We start from the raw sequence: 16,763 nt of genomic DNA on the forward strand, positions 1-16,763 counted from the left end.
TTTTATTATTCATCATTGCCTAATTAATAAGTTTAGAACCTATCTTTTCTTCTGCTACTACCTTGTCGAGTTTTTGCTGAGCCTCTGTTTTTAATTCTGGAATTGTTGCATTTTGAGCTACACTTTGATAAGTTGCTTTCGCATTGAAATAATCTTTGTTATGCATGAATATATCACCTAACAAAATATAAGACCTTGTTACCCAGTAATCATAACCACCTGTTTCTTTAATAACCACCATCGCAGATTTTTCGGCTGCAGTTAAATTACCGGATGTGAATTGACAATTGGCTATTTCATATCTTGCCTCTGCACCCCATGCAGATTTATTGATCGCCGCACATGATTTAAAAGAAGCAATGGCTGCAACACAATCGCCATTCACTTGTTGCGACTTACCCAAAACCAAGTAAGCAATAGATTTATCATCAGTGCTGATACTCTTTTTTGTAAGCAATTCTTTCGCTGACACATTAGCCTGTGCATAATCTTTCAATTGATAATAACAACGCACCAAGCCTCTTGTAGCTTCCAACTGGTTATCCTGACTCGATGCACCTGCTCTCAGTGCTTCGAAGTTTTTCTGAGCACTTGCATAATCCTTCAACTCAAAATAATTTATTTGAGCAGCCGTTAAAGCAGCTTTTTCAAAATATTTACCTACACCTTTTGTAATAACATAGTTATATCCGTTTAAAGCACTGTTCCAATCTTTATTTTTTGTATAGCATTCGCTCATATAAAAATTAGCACTCAATGCATATGCTCCTGAAGGGAAACGAGAAAGATAATTTCCAAAAGCTTCAATAGCACCATTGTAATCATTGTTATTGTATTTCAACTCTGCCGCATTATAGGTCAGTTCATCCGCTTCGCTAACAGAAATACTTCTACCGCTCTTACGCATGAATTCTACATAGTCGTTCGGTCTTCCTTCTTCTACATAAATATTTTTTACACTCTCTAATGCCTCATCTACTTCAGGTGATGCAGGATATTTTTGAACCAGCAACTGATAATTATTCAACGCTTCTTTGTAATTATTGATATTATAATTACACAATCCAAGTTTTAAATAAACTTTCGGAAGTAAGCCGGATGCATTGGAATTGGTAAGTAACGTATTAAGGAAAGGAATAGCAGCTTTAAAATCTTCATCAGCCATATATGTATTGGCTATTTCCATATTGGCATCAGCTACCAAACTACTTTGCGGATATAATCGGGTTAAGTTGACAAGCGTTTTAATTTTATCAGGAGAGCTTTTTATCCCTGCAATCATTGCTAATTGAAAGGTTGCATAATCGCTCTGCAAAAATTTCCCGTTGATGGCATTGGTATAAAGCGTATTGGCAGAATTGTAATCTTTTGTCATGTAATAACAATCAGCACTTCTGATGTAAGCATCTTGCTCCAATGGCATAAAGCCACCTGAAACAGATTTAACAATCTGATCAAAATAAACAAGCGCCTGCTTATAATTTTCTTTTTTGAAATAACTATAAGCCATGTTATACCTGGCAGAAGTGGTGTTTGCTTCTCCCTGTGCTGCTACATTTGCCTGAAGATAGGCAGTCAGATAACGTATAGCATCATCAAATTTTGAAAACCGGTAAGCAATCTCCCCTCTCCAGAAATTTGCATAAGGTGTAACGGTTGATGCAGGTAGTTGTAATATCTTTCCAAGCAATTCATCTGCTTTATCCAATTGCTGATCATTAATATATTCTACAGCTTTTCCATACAAAATTCTGGGATACGCTTTTTGCATATTGGGTGTAGGCTTATCGAATGATTCATATAAAGCCAAACCATCACTGAAATTATTAGTGTTCGCCAAAATGTTTACCAGTATTTCCTTTGCTTCTGTGTTATAAACCGATTTCGGATACAATGTAATGAACTTACGCATTTCGTTCAATGCAATATCCTGATACCCTAACTCGTATGATAATTTTGCATAAATGAAGGTAGATACTTCCTGTTGTGTTTTATTGCTGTTATTGTATGCACAAAATTGAAAGGCATTACGAGCTTCTGCTTTTTGATTGGTACGCAAGTAACAATCGCCTAGCAGATACATAGAGTTCTGCCCTAATGAATCCTTTTGATTGGTCAGTTGTTTAAATCCTTCTATCGCCTTCGGCAGATTATTCATCTGATAATAACAGTAACTTATTTCGTAAAGATCTTCTTTGCTTACATTCTGACTGTTGGTGACATAATACTCAAGCAAAGGCAAAGCTTTTTCAAAATCTTTCTTTTCAAAATATATCTGCCCCAACAATTGTTTCATCTCCTTCTCATAATACAAACGACCCTTACTCATCACCGCTTCCCCGTATTTTAACGCTTCGTCTTTTTTCTTCTGAAAATAATATATCTCTGCAATATAGTAGGGCACCACACGTTTGTAATCATCTTCATTCTCTACTATTCTAAATGACTTTAATGCCTCGTTATATTGCCGATTGTAATAGCTGATGAAGCCATAATAGTAATTTGCCCTCATGTAATATTTACTTTCGGGCAACTGACGAATTTCGTCGAACAAAGGCTGGGCATCTCGGAATTTTTTCAGATTAAAATAACTGTAAGCCTGTTCGAATTTTGCATCAGCGATCTCTTCATTACTTAAATTAGCGATCCCTGCTTTTTCGTAGTACAATACAGTATTTTCAAAATCTTCTTTTACAAAATAATATTTCGCAAGATGATAGCTGAGTATCTGCCTACGGGGTTCATTGTCTATTGTTTCGAGATAATGTTTTGCATCATCAACTCCTATCGGCATTTGCAATTTTAATTCGCAAACAGTGTAGTAATAATTAATGTCTTCATACAATTGAATATTATTACTTTTTTGATTTTCGGAATATTTTTGATGCAATTCTTTTAAAAGCGGATAAGCAAGTCCATATTGTTTTTTTATGAACAGATCTTTTGCATCTTTAAAATCTTTTTCGGGATCAATGATCGTATGCGTTGCCTGACTGAACGCAGAAGAGAATACAAACGTTATGAATAAAAGTGAAAATATTTTTTTTGTTATCATGACAGTGGTTGAGCTCATTATTCGTCTATGCAAAAGTAGTTAATTGACCGTTATACAAACACCGTTCCAAAGCTATTGTGCAAAAGTGGATAACTGCTTTAATAAAAGATTGTACATTTGTTTTTACTGTTAAATAAAATGTAAAAATTAATATGAAAAAACTACTATCTACCAACTATTCTGCCGGTGCTTTCAGTGCAGCCATGTTATTACTTCGCCTGGCATTTGGAATTTTGATGATGAATAACGGATACAATAAACTTGTGCATTTTAGTGCGATGGTTCCAAAAGCTACCACCATTTTGGGATTAGGCCAGTCGGCTTCTTTAGCTCTAGTTGTTTTTGCTGAATTTTTCTGTGCATTGTTTGTAATTATCGGCCTGTTTACAAGGTTTGCAGTAATTCCGCTGATCATTGCCATGTCTGTAGCATTGTTCAAGGCACACAACTTCGACGTTTTTGATACCGGAGAAATGGCAAGTTTATACCTTACCGGATTTATTGTGTTGTTATTTGTAGGGCCGGGTAGAGTGAGTGTAGATAGTATGATTGGTAAATAAATTTTTCTAATGTTTACAAGCGAAACACAAATACGCATACACTATGCCCTAACAGATCAGATGGGATTTGTTTACCATGGCCACTATGCTCAATTTTACGAGATCGGTAGAGGCGAATCCATCAGACAGTTGGGTTATACGTATAAAGACATTGAAGCAATGGGAATTATCATGCCGGTAGTTGATATACATAGCAAATTTCTGCGTCCTGCCAAGTATGATGATCTTATTACAGTAAAGACAATCTTGAAAGAATTACCGGTTCACCATAAAATTGTTTTTCATGCAGAAATTTATAATGAAGCGAACGAACTATTGAACGTTGGCGATGTGACACTTTATTTTATGAATGCGAAAACAATGCAACGCTGCGGAATGCCCGAAGCCTTAAGAGAAAAGATTGCTCCGTACTTTATTTAGTTCATACATCATGGCTTATGAACTAAATCTTATCACACTCGATGATAATCAGCTTTCCAATTTTGTATCAACATTTTAATTTCTTTTGATCTCAAATTTTCTGCTGCGGCTTTTTTAACAAGTTCTACAAACTCTTCATCACCTGCAAACCGAAGTGCTACGATCTGACTTGTTCTTAAACGACTATCCATCGGTTGCCCGGTCATGATATAATAACGAAGTTTTTCTTCCGCACGAATAGCTCTGTCCTGTGCTTTTAATGCAAATGATCTTGCATACAATGCCAGACCAATTAAAACAAATGGCATAAATACCAGTAAAGCTGCCGCATATTTATTTTCTTCCGTTACATGAGCATGATAAATAATTGCTCCCCCCAAAAGAATAGCAATTCCTCCATATACGCCAAAGTGAAAACCCGGCACCCATTGTGTATGATTTTTAAAGTTCTGTGTTTGCATAATTTGTTTTTAAATTTGATACTCAAGTTACAAACAAACTGCAACACTATTTTGTTTGCTACCTAAATAAGTTCAATAATGACAAAAGCAAGTATAATCACCATCGGAGATGAATTACTGATCGGACAAGTAATTGACACCAACAGTGCATGGATTGCACAGAAACTGAATAAAGCCGGCATCCCTGTTGTAAGAAGAGTTGCCGTAGGCGATGCATGGAATGAAATATGGACAGCACTGGATGAAGAGCAACAATATGCCGACATTATCTTAATCACAGGCGGACTTGGACCTACGGCAGATGATATTACTAAGCCGTTGCTATGTGAATATTTTAATGGTAAAATGATTATAAATAAAGATGCGCTTGAAAACGTAGAAAATATTTTCAAGAACATTCTTAAACGTCCAATGATAGAACGCAATCGTAAACAAGCCGAAGTGCCCGATGTTTGCGAAGTGATCATTAACAAAAGAGGTACCGCTCCCGGGATGGTGTTTTCAAAAGAAAACAAAACTTTTATTTCAATGCCCGGCGTGCCGCATGAAATGAAAGGAATGATAGTAGATGATGTATTACCACTTCTTCAAAAAAAATACACAACAACAAATATTGTTCACAAAACATTATTGACCGCCGGTGTAGGGGAAAGTTTTTTAGCAGAATTAATTCTAGATTTTGAAAGCAATTTGCCGGCACATATTAAACTTGCATACCTCCCCAACTATGGCATGGTGCGTTTACGTTTAACCGCAACAGGTGATAATGTAGCTACCGAAGTACAGGAGAAATTCGACACACTGCAATCGCTGGTAAAAGAATATCTTGTTACCAATGAAGATGAACCTTTGCAAGCAGTAGTTGGTAAATTATTAGTAGCAAAAGGTAAAACTATGTGTACAGCTGAAAGTTGCACCGGTGGTTATATTGCACATCTGCTGACAGCCATGCCAGGCTCCTCTAAATTTTACGATGGCAGTGTAGTGAGTTATAGCAATAAAGTAAAAGAAGATGTATTGAATGTGAAAGTAGCAACCTTACAACAATATGGTGCCGTTAGCGAACAAGTTGTCATAGAAATGGCAAAAGGTGTATTACAAAAAATCAAATCCGATTACACCATTGCTGTCTCTGGAATTATGGGCCCCGATGGTGGGACGGCCGATAAGCCCGTTGGTACAGTATGGGTAGCCGTTGGCAAACATGATAAAATACAAACTCAGCTTTTTAATTTCCGTTTCGACAGGGAAAGAAATATTCAACTCACCGCTATAAATGTTTTGAACTTATTGAGAAAGTTTATTCTTGTAGATTTGGAAGTTTGACAAAGCACTAAACATCGAATCCCCAAATCATCAAATTATCAAATCGACTAATTAAAATTGCTTTTTCCCCATAAAAAATTAACTTTGGTAAGCAGCAAAATTGTTGTTTTATTTGCTTAGTCTTATCTGTAAATTAGTCGTATGAGTTTAGTAGATCTAGTAATGCCAAAGTTGGGAGAAAGCATCATGGAAGCCACCATATTACGTTGGCATAAAAAGCCCGGTGATGCTATCAAGTTAGATGAAACCGTATTGGACATTGCTACCGATAAAGTTGATAGTGAAGTACCTTCCACTGCAGAGGGCGTACTTGAGCAGATATTATACAACGAAAATGATGTTGCACCCATTGGTGCCGTTATTGCGAAAATACGGGTAGGTGCCAGTGCAATTATTGGAAACACCCCGCCACCGCCACCGGCTGCTAAACCTGCTTACGAAGAAGCAAAGATCGTAGAGCATATCCCCTATCAACCAACAGCAACTCAACCTGAAAAACAAGCTTCAACCGGAGTGCGTTTTTACTCTCCACTGGTGTTGAACATAGCACAGCAGGAAGGCATTAGTATGAGTGAGCTGGAAAATATCCCGGGCACAGGACAAGACGGACGTGTAAGTAAGAAAGATATCATTGAATATGTAGCGAATAAGGGAGCTTCCAGTTACAAGCCACATGCGACAAACATAACAGAATCGCAAGTAGTCAATGTACCGCAACAAACTGCGGATACCCAACTACAAACTACAAACTATAAACCTCCAACCGTTTACTCCGGTAATGTGGAGATCATTGAAATGGATCGTATGCGTAAGTTGATAGCTAAACATATGATCGATAGTGTACACACCAGTGCTCATGTTACCAGCTTTGTAGAGTGTGATGTAACTAACCTTGTGATGTGGAGAGATCGAATTAAAAAAGATTTCGAAAAAAGAGAAAACGAAAAAATTACGTTTACACCGCTCTTTATTGAAGCTGTTGTAAAATGTATCAAAAAATATCCCTGGCTTAGCAGTAGTATCGATGGCGATAAGATCATAGTAAAAAAAGACCTGAACATTGGCATGGCTACTGCACTGCAAAACGGCAACCTCATTGTACCCGTTATTAAAAATGCCGATCAGTTAAATTTAGTTGGATTAACCAAACAGGTAAATAACCTTGCCAATGCTGCAAGAAATGGCACACTCAGACCCGACGATACGAACGGTGGCACTTTCACCATTTCAAACATCGGAAGCTTCGGCAGTATAATGGGCACACCTATTATCAACCAACCGCAGGTAGCTATCATGGCAGTGGGTGCTATCAAAAAGCGTCCGGTGGTAGTTGAAACCGCCCAAGGCGATAGCATTGCTATCCGCCACATCATGTATATTTCTCTCAGTTACGATCATCGCATTATAGATGGTGCACTCGGTTCTACTTTCTTAAATGCAGTTGCAAAAGAATTAGAGAATTTTGATACAAGCAGAAGCATCTAAAACAATAAAGACTTATTTATTTTACATTGTCTATTACCGTTATTTATAGCTAGTAAAAATATTGTATGCAATAAATCTAGTTTCTTGTTTTATGACACAAGCAAAACAAATCGCAAACCGTTTCAGAGAAATTATATTTAATGGTGAATTTGTGGCAGGTACAAATTATAAGGCTCAGTTATGCGGCGTGGATTGGAAACTAGCTACTCAAAAAACAGTTACTGCCAATACCATTGCAGCACTTACATTTCATGTTCACTATTACATAGCCGGTATGCTGAATGTGCTTGAAGGAGGGCCCCTCGATATAAAAGACAAGTTCAGTTTTGACATGCCTCCGATAACATCGCAGGAAGCATGGGAGCAACTACTAGATCAATTATGGAAAGATGCCGAAAAGTTTGCTTCGTTTGTAGAACTATTAACTGATAAAAAGCTACAGGAAGATTTTACCGATGAAAAATACGGCAGCTATCAGCGAAATATTGACGCCATGATAGAACACAGCTATTATCACCTTGGGCAAATTGTACTGATCAAAAAACTAACTGCCTGATACACACGATTTATTATTTTATATACAGTCTGTTAAAAACATACACTTGCATTTACCAATTTAGATTTTTATCTTGATTAACAAGATGAAATTATTGCTGTCAATCCTTATCGCCGTTCTATTGATTTTCAATGGCATATCAGCCCTTTATAGCGGCTATCATTTAATGATGCATCCGGATGGAAGTAGCATTCATTTACCTTTAAAATTACTGGAAGGATCACCATTTCATAGTTACCTTATTCCGGGTATTATTCTTTTTGTAGTAAACGGAGTACTCAGTATGCTCGTTCTATTTACTTTACTTTTCAACAATGATAATGCTTCAGAATACACCATGTTGCAAGGTGTTTTACTTGCCGGTTGGATATTGGTTCAAACGGTATTGATACAAACTGTAGAACCCATGCATCTGATCATGGCTGGTGTTGGTATTGCCCTTGTAATTCTGGGCGGCATCCGAAGAAACTTATAAATAAAAGCCCGGATATTTTTGGTACCCGGGCTTATTAAATGTTTTCAAAACAATTATCTCAATTTCATCTCAGCTATAATTCTTTCAATTTTTGCATCCAATACTTTTTCAGTTGCTTCAAACTCAGCAGCAGAAGATAGTTTCGTATTCACACTAAAATAGAATTTGATTTTAGGTTCAGTACCGCTTGGTCTTGCACTGATCTTTGTACCATCCGCTAATTCAAATTGTAACACATTACTTTTGGGCAGATCAATTTTAAAACTTTCGCCTGTTTGTAAATTTTTGCCCACTTGTAATTCGTAATCATACAATTTAGCAACAGGTGCTCCATCAATAGTTGCAGGAGGATTATTCCTGTACCCTTCCATCATTTCCGAAATTTCTTTAGCTCCGTTCATTCCTTTACGAACAATATTCACCAGACTTTCTTTGTAGAAACCATACTCCAATGAAAGGTCGATCAGTTTATCATACAAGCTACGGCCTTTATTTTTTTCATAGGCTGCCATCTCACAAGCCAACGCTACAGCACTGATACCATCTTTGTCACGTATCTTATCTCCTATCATCAAACCAAAACTTTCCTCACCACCGATGATGTAATTTTCTTTGCCTTCTTTTTCACGGATCATTGCAGCAATCCATTTGAATCCGGTCAGTACGTTATAACAAGCAACATTATTCGCTTTTGCAATAATGTCGATCATATCGGTAGTAACAATTGTTTTTACTACCATATCATTGGGCTGTGCAATACCTTTTGCTTTTCTTGCTTCAATCATGTAGTTGAAAGCAATCATAGCTGTTTGATTGCCATTTAGTAGCACCCATTCTCCTTTATGATTTTTAACCCCAATGGCAACACGGTCTGCATCGGGATCCGTACCCAATAAAATATCTGCATCCAATGCTTTTGCCTTTTTTAAGCCCATGCTCATCGCTTCTGTTTCTTCCGGATTAGGATAAACTACCGTAGGGAAATTCCCGTCAGGAATACTTTGTTCTTCAACAATGCTAACATTTGTAAAACCAAACTCCTTCAACACATCAGGAACTAAAGTAATACCGGTGCCATGTATTGGTGTATAAACAATTTTAAGATCATGCTGTGCAGCACAAGCTTCAGGATATACACTCAATCCTTTTACCATGGCTCTGTATATCACATCAAAATCTTTTCCAACCGGAATGATATTTGATTCGCCACCACTCCATTTTACATCATCAACAGATGCAATTTTATCAACTTCAATAATTACATTTTTATCATGTGGCGGAACCAATTGCGATCCATCATTCCAATAGGCTTTATAACCATTATATTCTTTCGGGTTATGCGATGCGGTACAAACTACACCACCCTTACATCCAAAATGGCGAATAGCAAAACTCAATTCAGGTGTTGGACGCATTGCTTCAAACAAATACACTTTAATACCGTTGGCAGCAAAAACGTTTGCCGTTGTCTCTGCAAAAAAGCGACTGTTATTTCTAACATCATGTGCAATAGCCACACTCACATCATCACCAAAACATATTTTTAAATAATTGGCATAGCCTTGAGTTGCCATACCAACTGTATACTTATTCATTCTGTTGGTGCCAATACCCATGATACCCCTTAAACCACCCGTGCCAAATTCTAAATTTTTATAGAACGCATCTGCCAATTCATCGGCATTCATTGCTTTGATCCCATCTTTTGTTGCCTGATCATAATTACCGTTCAGCCACACATTTACTTTTTCCTGAATTTTATTATCCATGTTATAAATTTTTAAAGTCTTCAAAAATAAAACATTCGTATATAATTATAGCAGTAAATTTGATTTTTATGAGGTCATCAGCAGAATATACTTCAACTTCAGTGGCGTCGCACTCTTGTACTTTTAAAGCTATATTGAGCATGTGCATTCTAATAGTGATATCTTTTAGCATATCGGCACAGGATACGATAACGATTAAAGCAAACCCTTTCACTGACGACACGATAATTATCGCTGAGAAAAACTCAAGGCGGGTTATAGTTCTAGATAGTAATCACAATCAATTTGGAAATAGTATACACGTACCTCTAAGCATTTTTGATGAATTCAATACCGATCCCAACCATTATCTTCTTACCAAAAAGCGAATAAAAAAGCGAATAAATACTATAGCTGCAGCTAATATTGGAGGTTATACGGCAGTAATGTTTGGCCTCAACGCAGCCTGGTATGCCAACTACCCCCGTAGCAGTTTTCACACTTTTAACGACAGTAAAGAATGGTTACAAGTAGATAAGGTTGGACACATGTACAGCGCTTATATTGAAAGTCGGGCTAGTATGGAAATGTGGCGGTGGACAGGCATCGGAAGAAAAAAGCGTATCTGGCTCGGCGGTTTAAGTGGAGCAGTCTATCAAACAGTCATAGAAACATTGGATGGCTTTAGTGCTGAATGGGGCTGGAGTTGGGGAGATTTTGGCGCCAATGTTTTAGGCAGTGGTGCATTAATAGCACAGGAATTAGCATGGAATGATCAACGCATTAAACTAAAATTTTCTTTTCATAAAAATACTTATGCAGACGCTACATTAAATACACGTGCTGATAAATTATTCGGAAAAACATTGGCCGAACGTTTTATAAAAGATTACAATGCACAGACCTATTGGGCAAGTGCTAATATCAAGTCCTTTTTCCCAAAAAGCAATTTACCCGAATGGCTTGGTGTTGCTGTCGGTTATGGCGCCAACGGTATGTTTGGGGGCTTCGAAAATAAATGGGAAGTTATTGGTCCGGGAGGTGGTACGGAAATCGATCGCTCAGATATAAAAAGATACCGGCAGTGGTACCTGGCTCCTGATATAGATTTCAGCAAATTCAAAACCAAAAAGAAAGGTGTTAAGTTTTTATTCTCCGTTTTAAGTGCTTTTAAATTTCCGGCACCAAGCATAGAATTTTCGCAAGGAAAGTTTAAATTACATGCAATACATTTTTAAAATAGGAACTCGGATGACACGGATCTAATGGATTAACACAGATTTATCAGTGCATATCAGTTCAATCCGTGTCATCCGTGTTCCATCTTATTTTGTGATCAAAAATTGCTTATGCATTTACTCCAACAAATACTTTTTGCCGCCATTGCCGTTTTTGCCATAGGATTGTTTACCAAAAACATATTACAAATTCGTCGTAATATTTTATTAGGGAAAGATGAAGATCTCTCTGATAACAAATCGCTGCGTTGGAAAAACTTATTACTACTTGCCTTCGGACAAAAGAAAATGTTTCGAAATCCGCTAGTGGCTGTAATGCATTTTGTGATCTACGCAGGTTTTATCATTATTAATATAGAAGTACTCGAAATTGTTTTAGACGGAATATTAGGTACACATCGTTTGTTCTTTCCGACATTGGGAAGCTTTTATACTTTCCTTATTAACTTTTTTGAAATATTAGCCGTGGGGGTAATTATTGTTTGTGCTGTTTTTTTAATAAGAAGAAATATCATTAAACTAAAACGTTTCATCAACAAAGACCTGAATGGGTGGCCACGTAGTGATGCTAATTATATTTTAATAACTGAAATTATTCTGATGTTGTTATTCCTTAAAATGAATGGGCTGGATAGAGCTATACAATTATCCGGTGCAGAACACTACTATAACACAGGTAATTTCATTATTTCCGGAATGCTTGCTCCCATTTATAAAAACATGTTCTCTACATCGACATTGATCATATTTGAAAGAACCTGCTGGTGGCTACACATTATCGGCATTTTAGCCTTCTTAAATTACCTGCCATACAGTAAACATTTACATATTATGCTGGCTTTCCCAAATGCCTACTATGCAAGATTAGAAGTAAAAGGCAAAATGGACAACATGAAATCAGTACAAAACGAAGTAATCTATGCTATGCAACCGGAGCTAGCTCCTACTAACGCCGATACACAACCGATAAAATTCGGTTCAAAAGATGTTTTCGACCTGAGTTGGAAAAGTTTATTGGATGCCTACAGCTGCACCGAGTGTGGCCGGTGCAGTGCCGCCTGTCCTGCTAATCAAACCGGCAAATTATTATCGCCACGAAAAATAATGATGGATACCCGTGACAGACTGGAAGCAGTTGGTAAGAACATCAATCAGAATAAAACATTTACAGACGATGGCAGAAATTTATTCAACCATATCACTGTTGAAGAATTAAGAGCCTGTACCACTTGCAATGCCTGTGTTGAAGAATGCCCTGTAAGTATTAGTCCGTTGTCAATAATATTAGAGATGAGAAGAAGCCTTATCATGGAAGACAGCAATGCTCCACAAGAATGGAATGTAATGTTCGGCAATGTTGAGAATAATTTTGCTCCATGGAAATTTAGTCCGGATGAAAGAGACAAATGGACAGAAGAAATAAGTTAATATATTAGAAAACAATTTCTTCTCACATAAAACATTTCTGGCACCACATCAATTCACCATAAACCCCCAACAAATGAAAGGCAACAACATTTTATCAATCATTTTATTCTTTTTATTATTTACCACTATCACTTTTTCATGCAACCAATCGACAACTGTAAAGGTTGATGACAATGGAGAATTTTTAAAACTAAAAAAGGCAAAAGCTGACAGCACAATAGAAGGCACTATTAAAGCCAGCACAGAATATAGTCTACAGTTCGACGAACAGATACAACTTCAGGACAAATCTGCTTTTATTGCAAAGCATAAAGATGAAATATTAAAAACATTACAGATCGTTGACAAAGATTCTATACCAGGAAAAGATATCGTTCTGGTTTTTTATAAATACTCCGTTGGCAAGGACACAGTTAAGCTTTCAACCTACATGAAGCCGATAGATGGCAAATGGTATATTCACTCAAAATATTATTCAAGTTACGATGATGACCCTTTTGAAAATGGTAAAGGAGAAGAAGCAAAAAAACTATTACTCAAGTCGGATGAATGGGTGAGAAACAATAAAGATATTTGGTGGCGATAACCACAATTATTCGTGCAGGGAATGAAGATATTTTCTTCATTCCCTATATTTTATCTCCCATAATAGTCATCCCCTATTGTATTTTCAACATAATCTTATTACTTTTCCTACCTAAAACTATAGGGTTATGAAAAGTAAAATATTTTTCGCTTGTGTCATAGCCAGCTTGATCCTTATAGCCGGTTTCAGGTACTCCTCCAAACACAAACCATCAGCACCACAAACAATTTCAAGGGAAAGCATTTTCAAAAATAAGATGATCATGCAGTGCTCACCCGATTGGTCTGACATTGATGAAGACAGTCTTGCCAATGGCATTGGCAGATTACCCGGCTGGGGTAATTATCGTTGGAATATCAGCACAAAAAATGATAGTGCTCAATTTTATTTCAATCAGGGCATTAATATGTACTATGCTTTTCACATCATTGAATCGATGGCTTCATTTAAAAAAGCAGAAAGATTTGATAACAACAATGCAATGATATATTGGGCACAGGCATTGGCATACGGCCCTAACATCAACGACTTTGCTTATGCAGCTACTCCCGAAGCTTTTACTGCAGCGCAAAAAGCTTTATCATTAAAAAGCAATTGTACACCAAAAGAAAAAGTGTTGATAGAAGCAATGGCTGTGAGGTATTCTGCAGATAGTACCGTCAGCAGAGCATCGCTTAATCAGCAATATGCAGATGCAATGAAAGCAGCTTATAAATTATTTAACCAAGATGCAGATATTGCTGCCTTGTATGCCGATGCATTGATGTTGCAACACCCTTGGGACTATTGGCAACATGATGGTGAACCACGGCCATGGACTCCGGAAATTTTATCAGTACTCGAAAATATTTTAAAGACTCACCCTATTCATCCCGGAGCCAATCATTATTACATTCACTCAATTGAAGCATCTCCAAAACCACAAAAAGCAATTGCCAGTGCAGACAGGCTGGGAAAACTAATGCCCGGTGTAGCACACATGGTTCATATGCCTTCGCATATTTACATTAGAAGCGGAAATTACAAACAGGGCATCAAAGTAAATGAAATGGCTGTGAAAGGTTATGCTAATTATTCAAAACTATTCCCGGATATACAAAATCCGAATAGCATTATGCTTTATCTGATTCATAACTTACATATGCAAAGCAGTTGTGCAATGATGAGGAGCAATTATCGATACAGTAATAAAAGTTCCATTGAATGCCAGCAAAGTTTCGACACAAGTTTTATGTCCTTGCCTGCTCCTTTTGGAAATTATATACAATACCTATACATGACACCGGCCATTAATTATGTACGTTTTGGCAAATGGAATGAGTTATTAGCAATACCATCACCTGCAGAACATCATATTTATGCAAAAGTACTTTGGCATTGGGCCAGAGGAATGGCATTTGCCCGTATAGACAATACCGATGGAGCTAAAAGCGAATTGGTAGCAATGAAAGAAGAAATGAAAGCCGCTGATATGCAGATAGTACTGGAGCCGTTTAATGCTCCTGTTAGTGCTGCTGAAGTTGCTGAAAAAATATTATCGGGCATCATTGCACAACAAGAAAATAATTATACAGCAGCAATAAAATTATTGAATGAGGCTGTTACAAAAGAGGATGCATTGATCTATACAGAACCTAGGGATTGGCTACTGCCTACAAGACAATATTTAGGAGATGTATTGCTTAAATCAGGAGCTACTGCAAAAGCAGAAAAAATATTCAAAGAAGATCTGAAAGAAAATCCGAACAATCATTGGTCATTATATGGCTTGTATCAATCATTGATAAAACAGAAAAAAAATGCAGAAGCTATCATCATAAAAAAACAATTTGATAAAGCCTTTGAAGGCAACGATATCTCCATCGGCCATATTGTTTTTTAAACAAAGAGGCGGAGAGACCGAATGATCTCTCCGCCTCTTAAACATGATTCACTTTAATATTTTTCAACTACGGTATAGAAGAATATCTTCGGCTCGCCTTCTACTCCCGACTTAGCCATTTTTTCTTTCAGGTCGGCTGATTGAAAAAATGCCTTGGCTTTTTGCATGTCAGCAATTGCACAAACAACTGTTACAATGTGATTATCATCCATGCTATAGCCCACAGCACGATCAACAAGACCATTGTCAGTCCTAGCTTGCTTATGACTATCAAATTCTTTTTTCCATGCATCCCAGTCTTTCACCTTATGGGTCACTATCACACGAGTAGCCAGAGAATTGGTTGTTGTATCTAATGTTACTGTATTTAAATAAGATATCGTTGGAGCTCCAATTACACCGGCCTTACTCATTGCAGCTTTCAATCCGGGTGAAGCAGCAAATACTTTCGCTTTAGCTGTATCAGGCATTCTGAATGCGATCAATACCATATTGGAATCTTCTAGCCCTCTTCCAATAACAAACTTTGTTAAACTATTCGCTTTTTGTGCTGAATCATCAGCATCAAAAAAGGGTTTCCATTTTGCATAATTGGCGACTTTGTGTATAACGATTAAAGTGTTTTCAGGTTTTGTCGGAGCAGTCTCCGTTTTCTTTGCTGTAGTATCTTCAGAGTTCTCTTTGCCAGAATTGCCGCCTGAATTACAAGCAGAAAAAAACAACAAGGTACTTACAGCAATGACTGTAAAAAAAATGTTCGGTTTCATTTGAAATAAGTTTATGGTTTAAAAATAAGCAGTCACAGTGTACAGACAAGCAGTTTAGGCAGGGAGAATAAACATTGAATATAGAGTTTCTGCCGCAAGAATGCAAGTAAATGCATGGAATATTTTAGTACAAATCATATACGGATTTAATAAATTCATTACCTTTAAAATTCACTTTCACCAAAACTAAACATATGAAAATTTTAAAAAGAATACTGATAATACTGGTATCTATAATCGCTCTTGCGCTGATTGTTGCATTATTTGTTAAAAAAGAATTTGCTGTGGAACGTGAAGTAACCATCAAAAAACCTAAACAGGAAGTTTTTGATTACATCAAACTATTAAAAAATCAACCTAATTACAGCGTATGGGCTAAGAAAGACCCTAAAGCAAAAATGGAATTCAAAGGAACAGATGGAACTGCCGGATTTATATCATCCTGGGATGGCAACTCAGATGTTGGTAAAGGCGAGCAGGAAATAAAAAAAATAACAGATGGAGAGCGCATTGATCTTGGTCTTCATTTTATTGAACCAATGGATAGCCGTGCGGATGCATACTTTACTACCGCAGCTGTCGATTCGAATCAAACAAAAGTAAAATGGGGTATCACCGGCAAAATGAAATATCCTTTTAACATTGTTTGCCTATTCATGAATATGGACGAAACAATGGGTAAAGATTTATCAGGTGGCTTAGAAAATTTAAAAGCATTACTCGAAAAATAAAGACAGCTTTAATAATTAAAAAAGCCTTCATTTAAACGAAGGCTT

Annotated in this window: 15 protein-coding genes; 11 read left to right on the forward strand and 4 right to left on the reverse strand. The window is 37.0% G+C overall.

Going from position 1 to position 16,763, the window contains the following annotated elements; translation table 11 throughout:
* Nucleotides 1-19: 19 nt before the first annotated feature.
* Entirely contained in the window at nucleotides 20-3,055 is a 3,036-nt protein-coding gene (locus ACQ33O_RS12100; protein ID WP_430995847.1) for a tetratricopeptide repeat protein, read from the reverse strand.
* Nucleotides 3,056-3,207: 152 nt separating this feature from the next.
* Between ACQ33O_RS12100 and ACQ33O_RS12105 the strand changes: the two genes are divergently transcribed.
* Both ACQ33O_RS12105 and ACQ33O_RS12110 read left to right on the forward strand, forming a co-directional pair.
* Nucleotides 3,208-3,615 carry a DoxX family protein gene (locus tag ACQ33O_RS12105; protein ID WP_430995848.1) on the forward strand — a complete coding sequence of 136 codons (408 nt, stop codon included), beginning with the start codon at nucleotides 3,208-3,210 and terminating at the stop codon, nucleotides 3,613-3,615.
* 9 nt (nucleotides 3,616-3,624) lie between these two features.
* Nucleotides 3,625-4,035 carry an acyl-CoA thioesterase gene (locus tag ACQ33O_RS12110; RefSeq protein WP_430995849.1) on the forward strand — a complete coding sequence of 137 codons (411 nt, stop codon included), beginning with the start codon at nucleotides 3,625-3,627 and terminating at the stop codon, nucleotides 4,033-4,035.
* Nucleotides 4,036-4,067: 32 nt separating this feature from the next.
* Here the strand turns inward: ACQ33O_RS12110 and ACQ33O_RS12115 are convergent, their stop codons facing one another.
* Nucleotides 4,068-4,496, reverse strand: a complete 429-nt coding sequence (locus ACQ33O_RS12115; protein ID WP_430995850.1) for a DUF6526 family protein — start codon at nucleotides 4,494-4,496, stop codon at nucleotides 4,068-4,070.
* Nucleotides 4,497-4,574: 78 nt separating this feature from the next.
* Between ACQ33O_RS12115 and ACQ33O_RS12120 the strand changes: the two genes are divergently transcribed.
* From ACQ33O_RS12120 to ACQ33O_RS12135, 4 genes are all read left to right on the forward strand, one after another.
* On the forward strand, nucleotides 4,575-5,822 hold the full coding sequence (locus tag ACQ33O_RS12120) for a competence/damage-inducible protein A (protein WP_430995851.1): 1,248 nt from the start codon (nucleotides 4,575-4,577) through the stop codon (nucleotides 5,820-5,822).
* Between the two features lie 141 nt (nucleotides 5,823-5,963).
* Nucleotides 5,964-7,307 carry a dihydrolipoamide acetyltransferase family protein gene (locus ACQ33O_RS12125; protein WP_430995852.1) on the forward strand — a complete coding sequence of 448 codons (1,344 nt, stop codon included), beginning with the start codon at nucleotides 5,964-5,966 and terminating at the stop codon, nucleotides 7,305-7,307.
* 91 nt (nucleotides 7,308-7,398) lie between these two features.
* Nucleotides 7,399-7,863: a DinB family protein gene (locus ACQ33O_RS12130; RefSeq protein ID WP_430995853.1), complete on the forward strand. Its 465-nt coding sequence runs from the start codon at nucleotides 7,399-7,401 to the stop codon at nucleotides 7,861-7,863.
* A gap of 85 nt (nucleotides 7,864-7,948) precedes the next feature.
* Complete coding sequence (locus ACQ33O_RS12135; protein ID WP_430995854.1) at nucleotides 7,949-8,338, forward strand: hypothetical protein; 390 nt, start codon at nucleotides 7,949-7,951, stop codon at nucleotides 8,336-8,338.
* Nucleotides 8,339-8,391: 53 nt separating this feature from the next.
* Here the strand turns inward: ACQ33O_RS12135 and ACQ33O_RS12140 are convergent, their stop codons facing one another.
* On the reverse strand, nucleotides 8,392-10,107 hold the full coding sequence (locus ACQ33O_RS12140; protein WP_430995855.1) for a phospho-sugar mutase: 1,716 nt from the start codon (nucleotides 10,105-10,107) through the stop codon (nucleotides 8,392-8,394).
* 68 nt (nucleotides 10,108-10,175) lie between these two features.
* Here ACQ33O_RS12140 and ACQ33O_RS12145 point away from each other — a divergent pair, with 68 nt between their 5' ends.
* The 4 genes from ACQ33O_RS12145 (at nucleotide 10,176) to ACQ33O_RS12160 (ending at nucleotide 15,220) form a co-directional block, all read left to right on the forward strand.
* Complete coding sequence (locus ACQ33O_RS12145; protein WP_430995856.1) at nucleotides 10,176-11,324, forward strand: DUF2279 domain-containing protein; 1,149 nt, start codon at nucleotides 10,176-10,178, stop codon at nucleotides 11,322-11,324.
* A 111-nt stretch (nucleotides 11,325-11,435) separates the two neighbouring features.
* Entirely contained in the window at nucleotides 11,436-12,752 is a 1,317-nt protein-coding gene (locus ACQ33O_RS12150) for a 4Fe-4S dicluster domain-containing protein (RefSeq protein ID WP_430995857.1), read from the forward strand.
* Nucleotides 12,753-12,825: 73 nt separating this feature from the next.
* On the forward strand, nucleotides 12,826-13,338 hold the full coding sequence (locus ACQ33O_RS12155; RefSeq protein ID WP_430995858.1) for a hypothetical protein: 513 nt from the start codon (nucleotides 12,826-12,828) through the stop codon (nucleotides 13,336-13,338).
* 127 nt (nucleotides 13,339-13,465) lie between these two features.
* A complete protein-coding gene (locus ACQ33O_RS12160) occupies nucleotides 13,466-15,220 on the forward strand; it encodes a hypothetical protein (RefSeq protein WP_430995859.1) in 1,755 nt (584 codons plus the stop codon).
* A 53-nt stretch (nucleotides 15,221-15,273) separates the two neighbouring features.
* On the opposite strand, the gene ACQ33O_RS12165 is transcribed toward ACQ33O_RS12160, so the two are convergent.
* Nucleotides 15,274-15,987, reverse strand: coding sequence for a hypothetical protein (locus ACQ33O_RS12165; protein WP_430995860.1), 714 nt, complete (start codon nucleotides 15,985-15,987; stop codon nucleotides 15,274-15,276).
* A gap of 194 nt (nucleotides 15,988-16,181) precedes the next feature.
* Between ACQ33O_RS12165 and ACQ33O_RS12170 the strand changes: the two genes are divergently transcribed.
* On the forward strand, nucleotides 16,182-16,718 hold the full coding sequence (locus ACQ33O_RS12170) for an SRPBCC family protein (RefSeq protein WP_430995861.1): 537 nt from the start codon (nucleotides 16,182-16,184) through the stop codon (nucleotides 16,716-16,718).
* The last annotated feature ends 45 nt before the right edge of the window (nucleotides 16,719-16,763 follow it).

It is taken from the genome of Ferruginibacter sp. SUN002 (assembly GCF_050611725.1).
Lineage (GTDB): Bacteria > Bacteroidota > Bacteroidia > Chitinophagales > Chitinophagaceae > Ferruginibacter.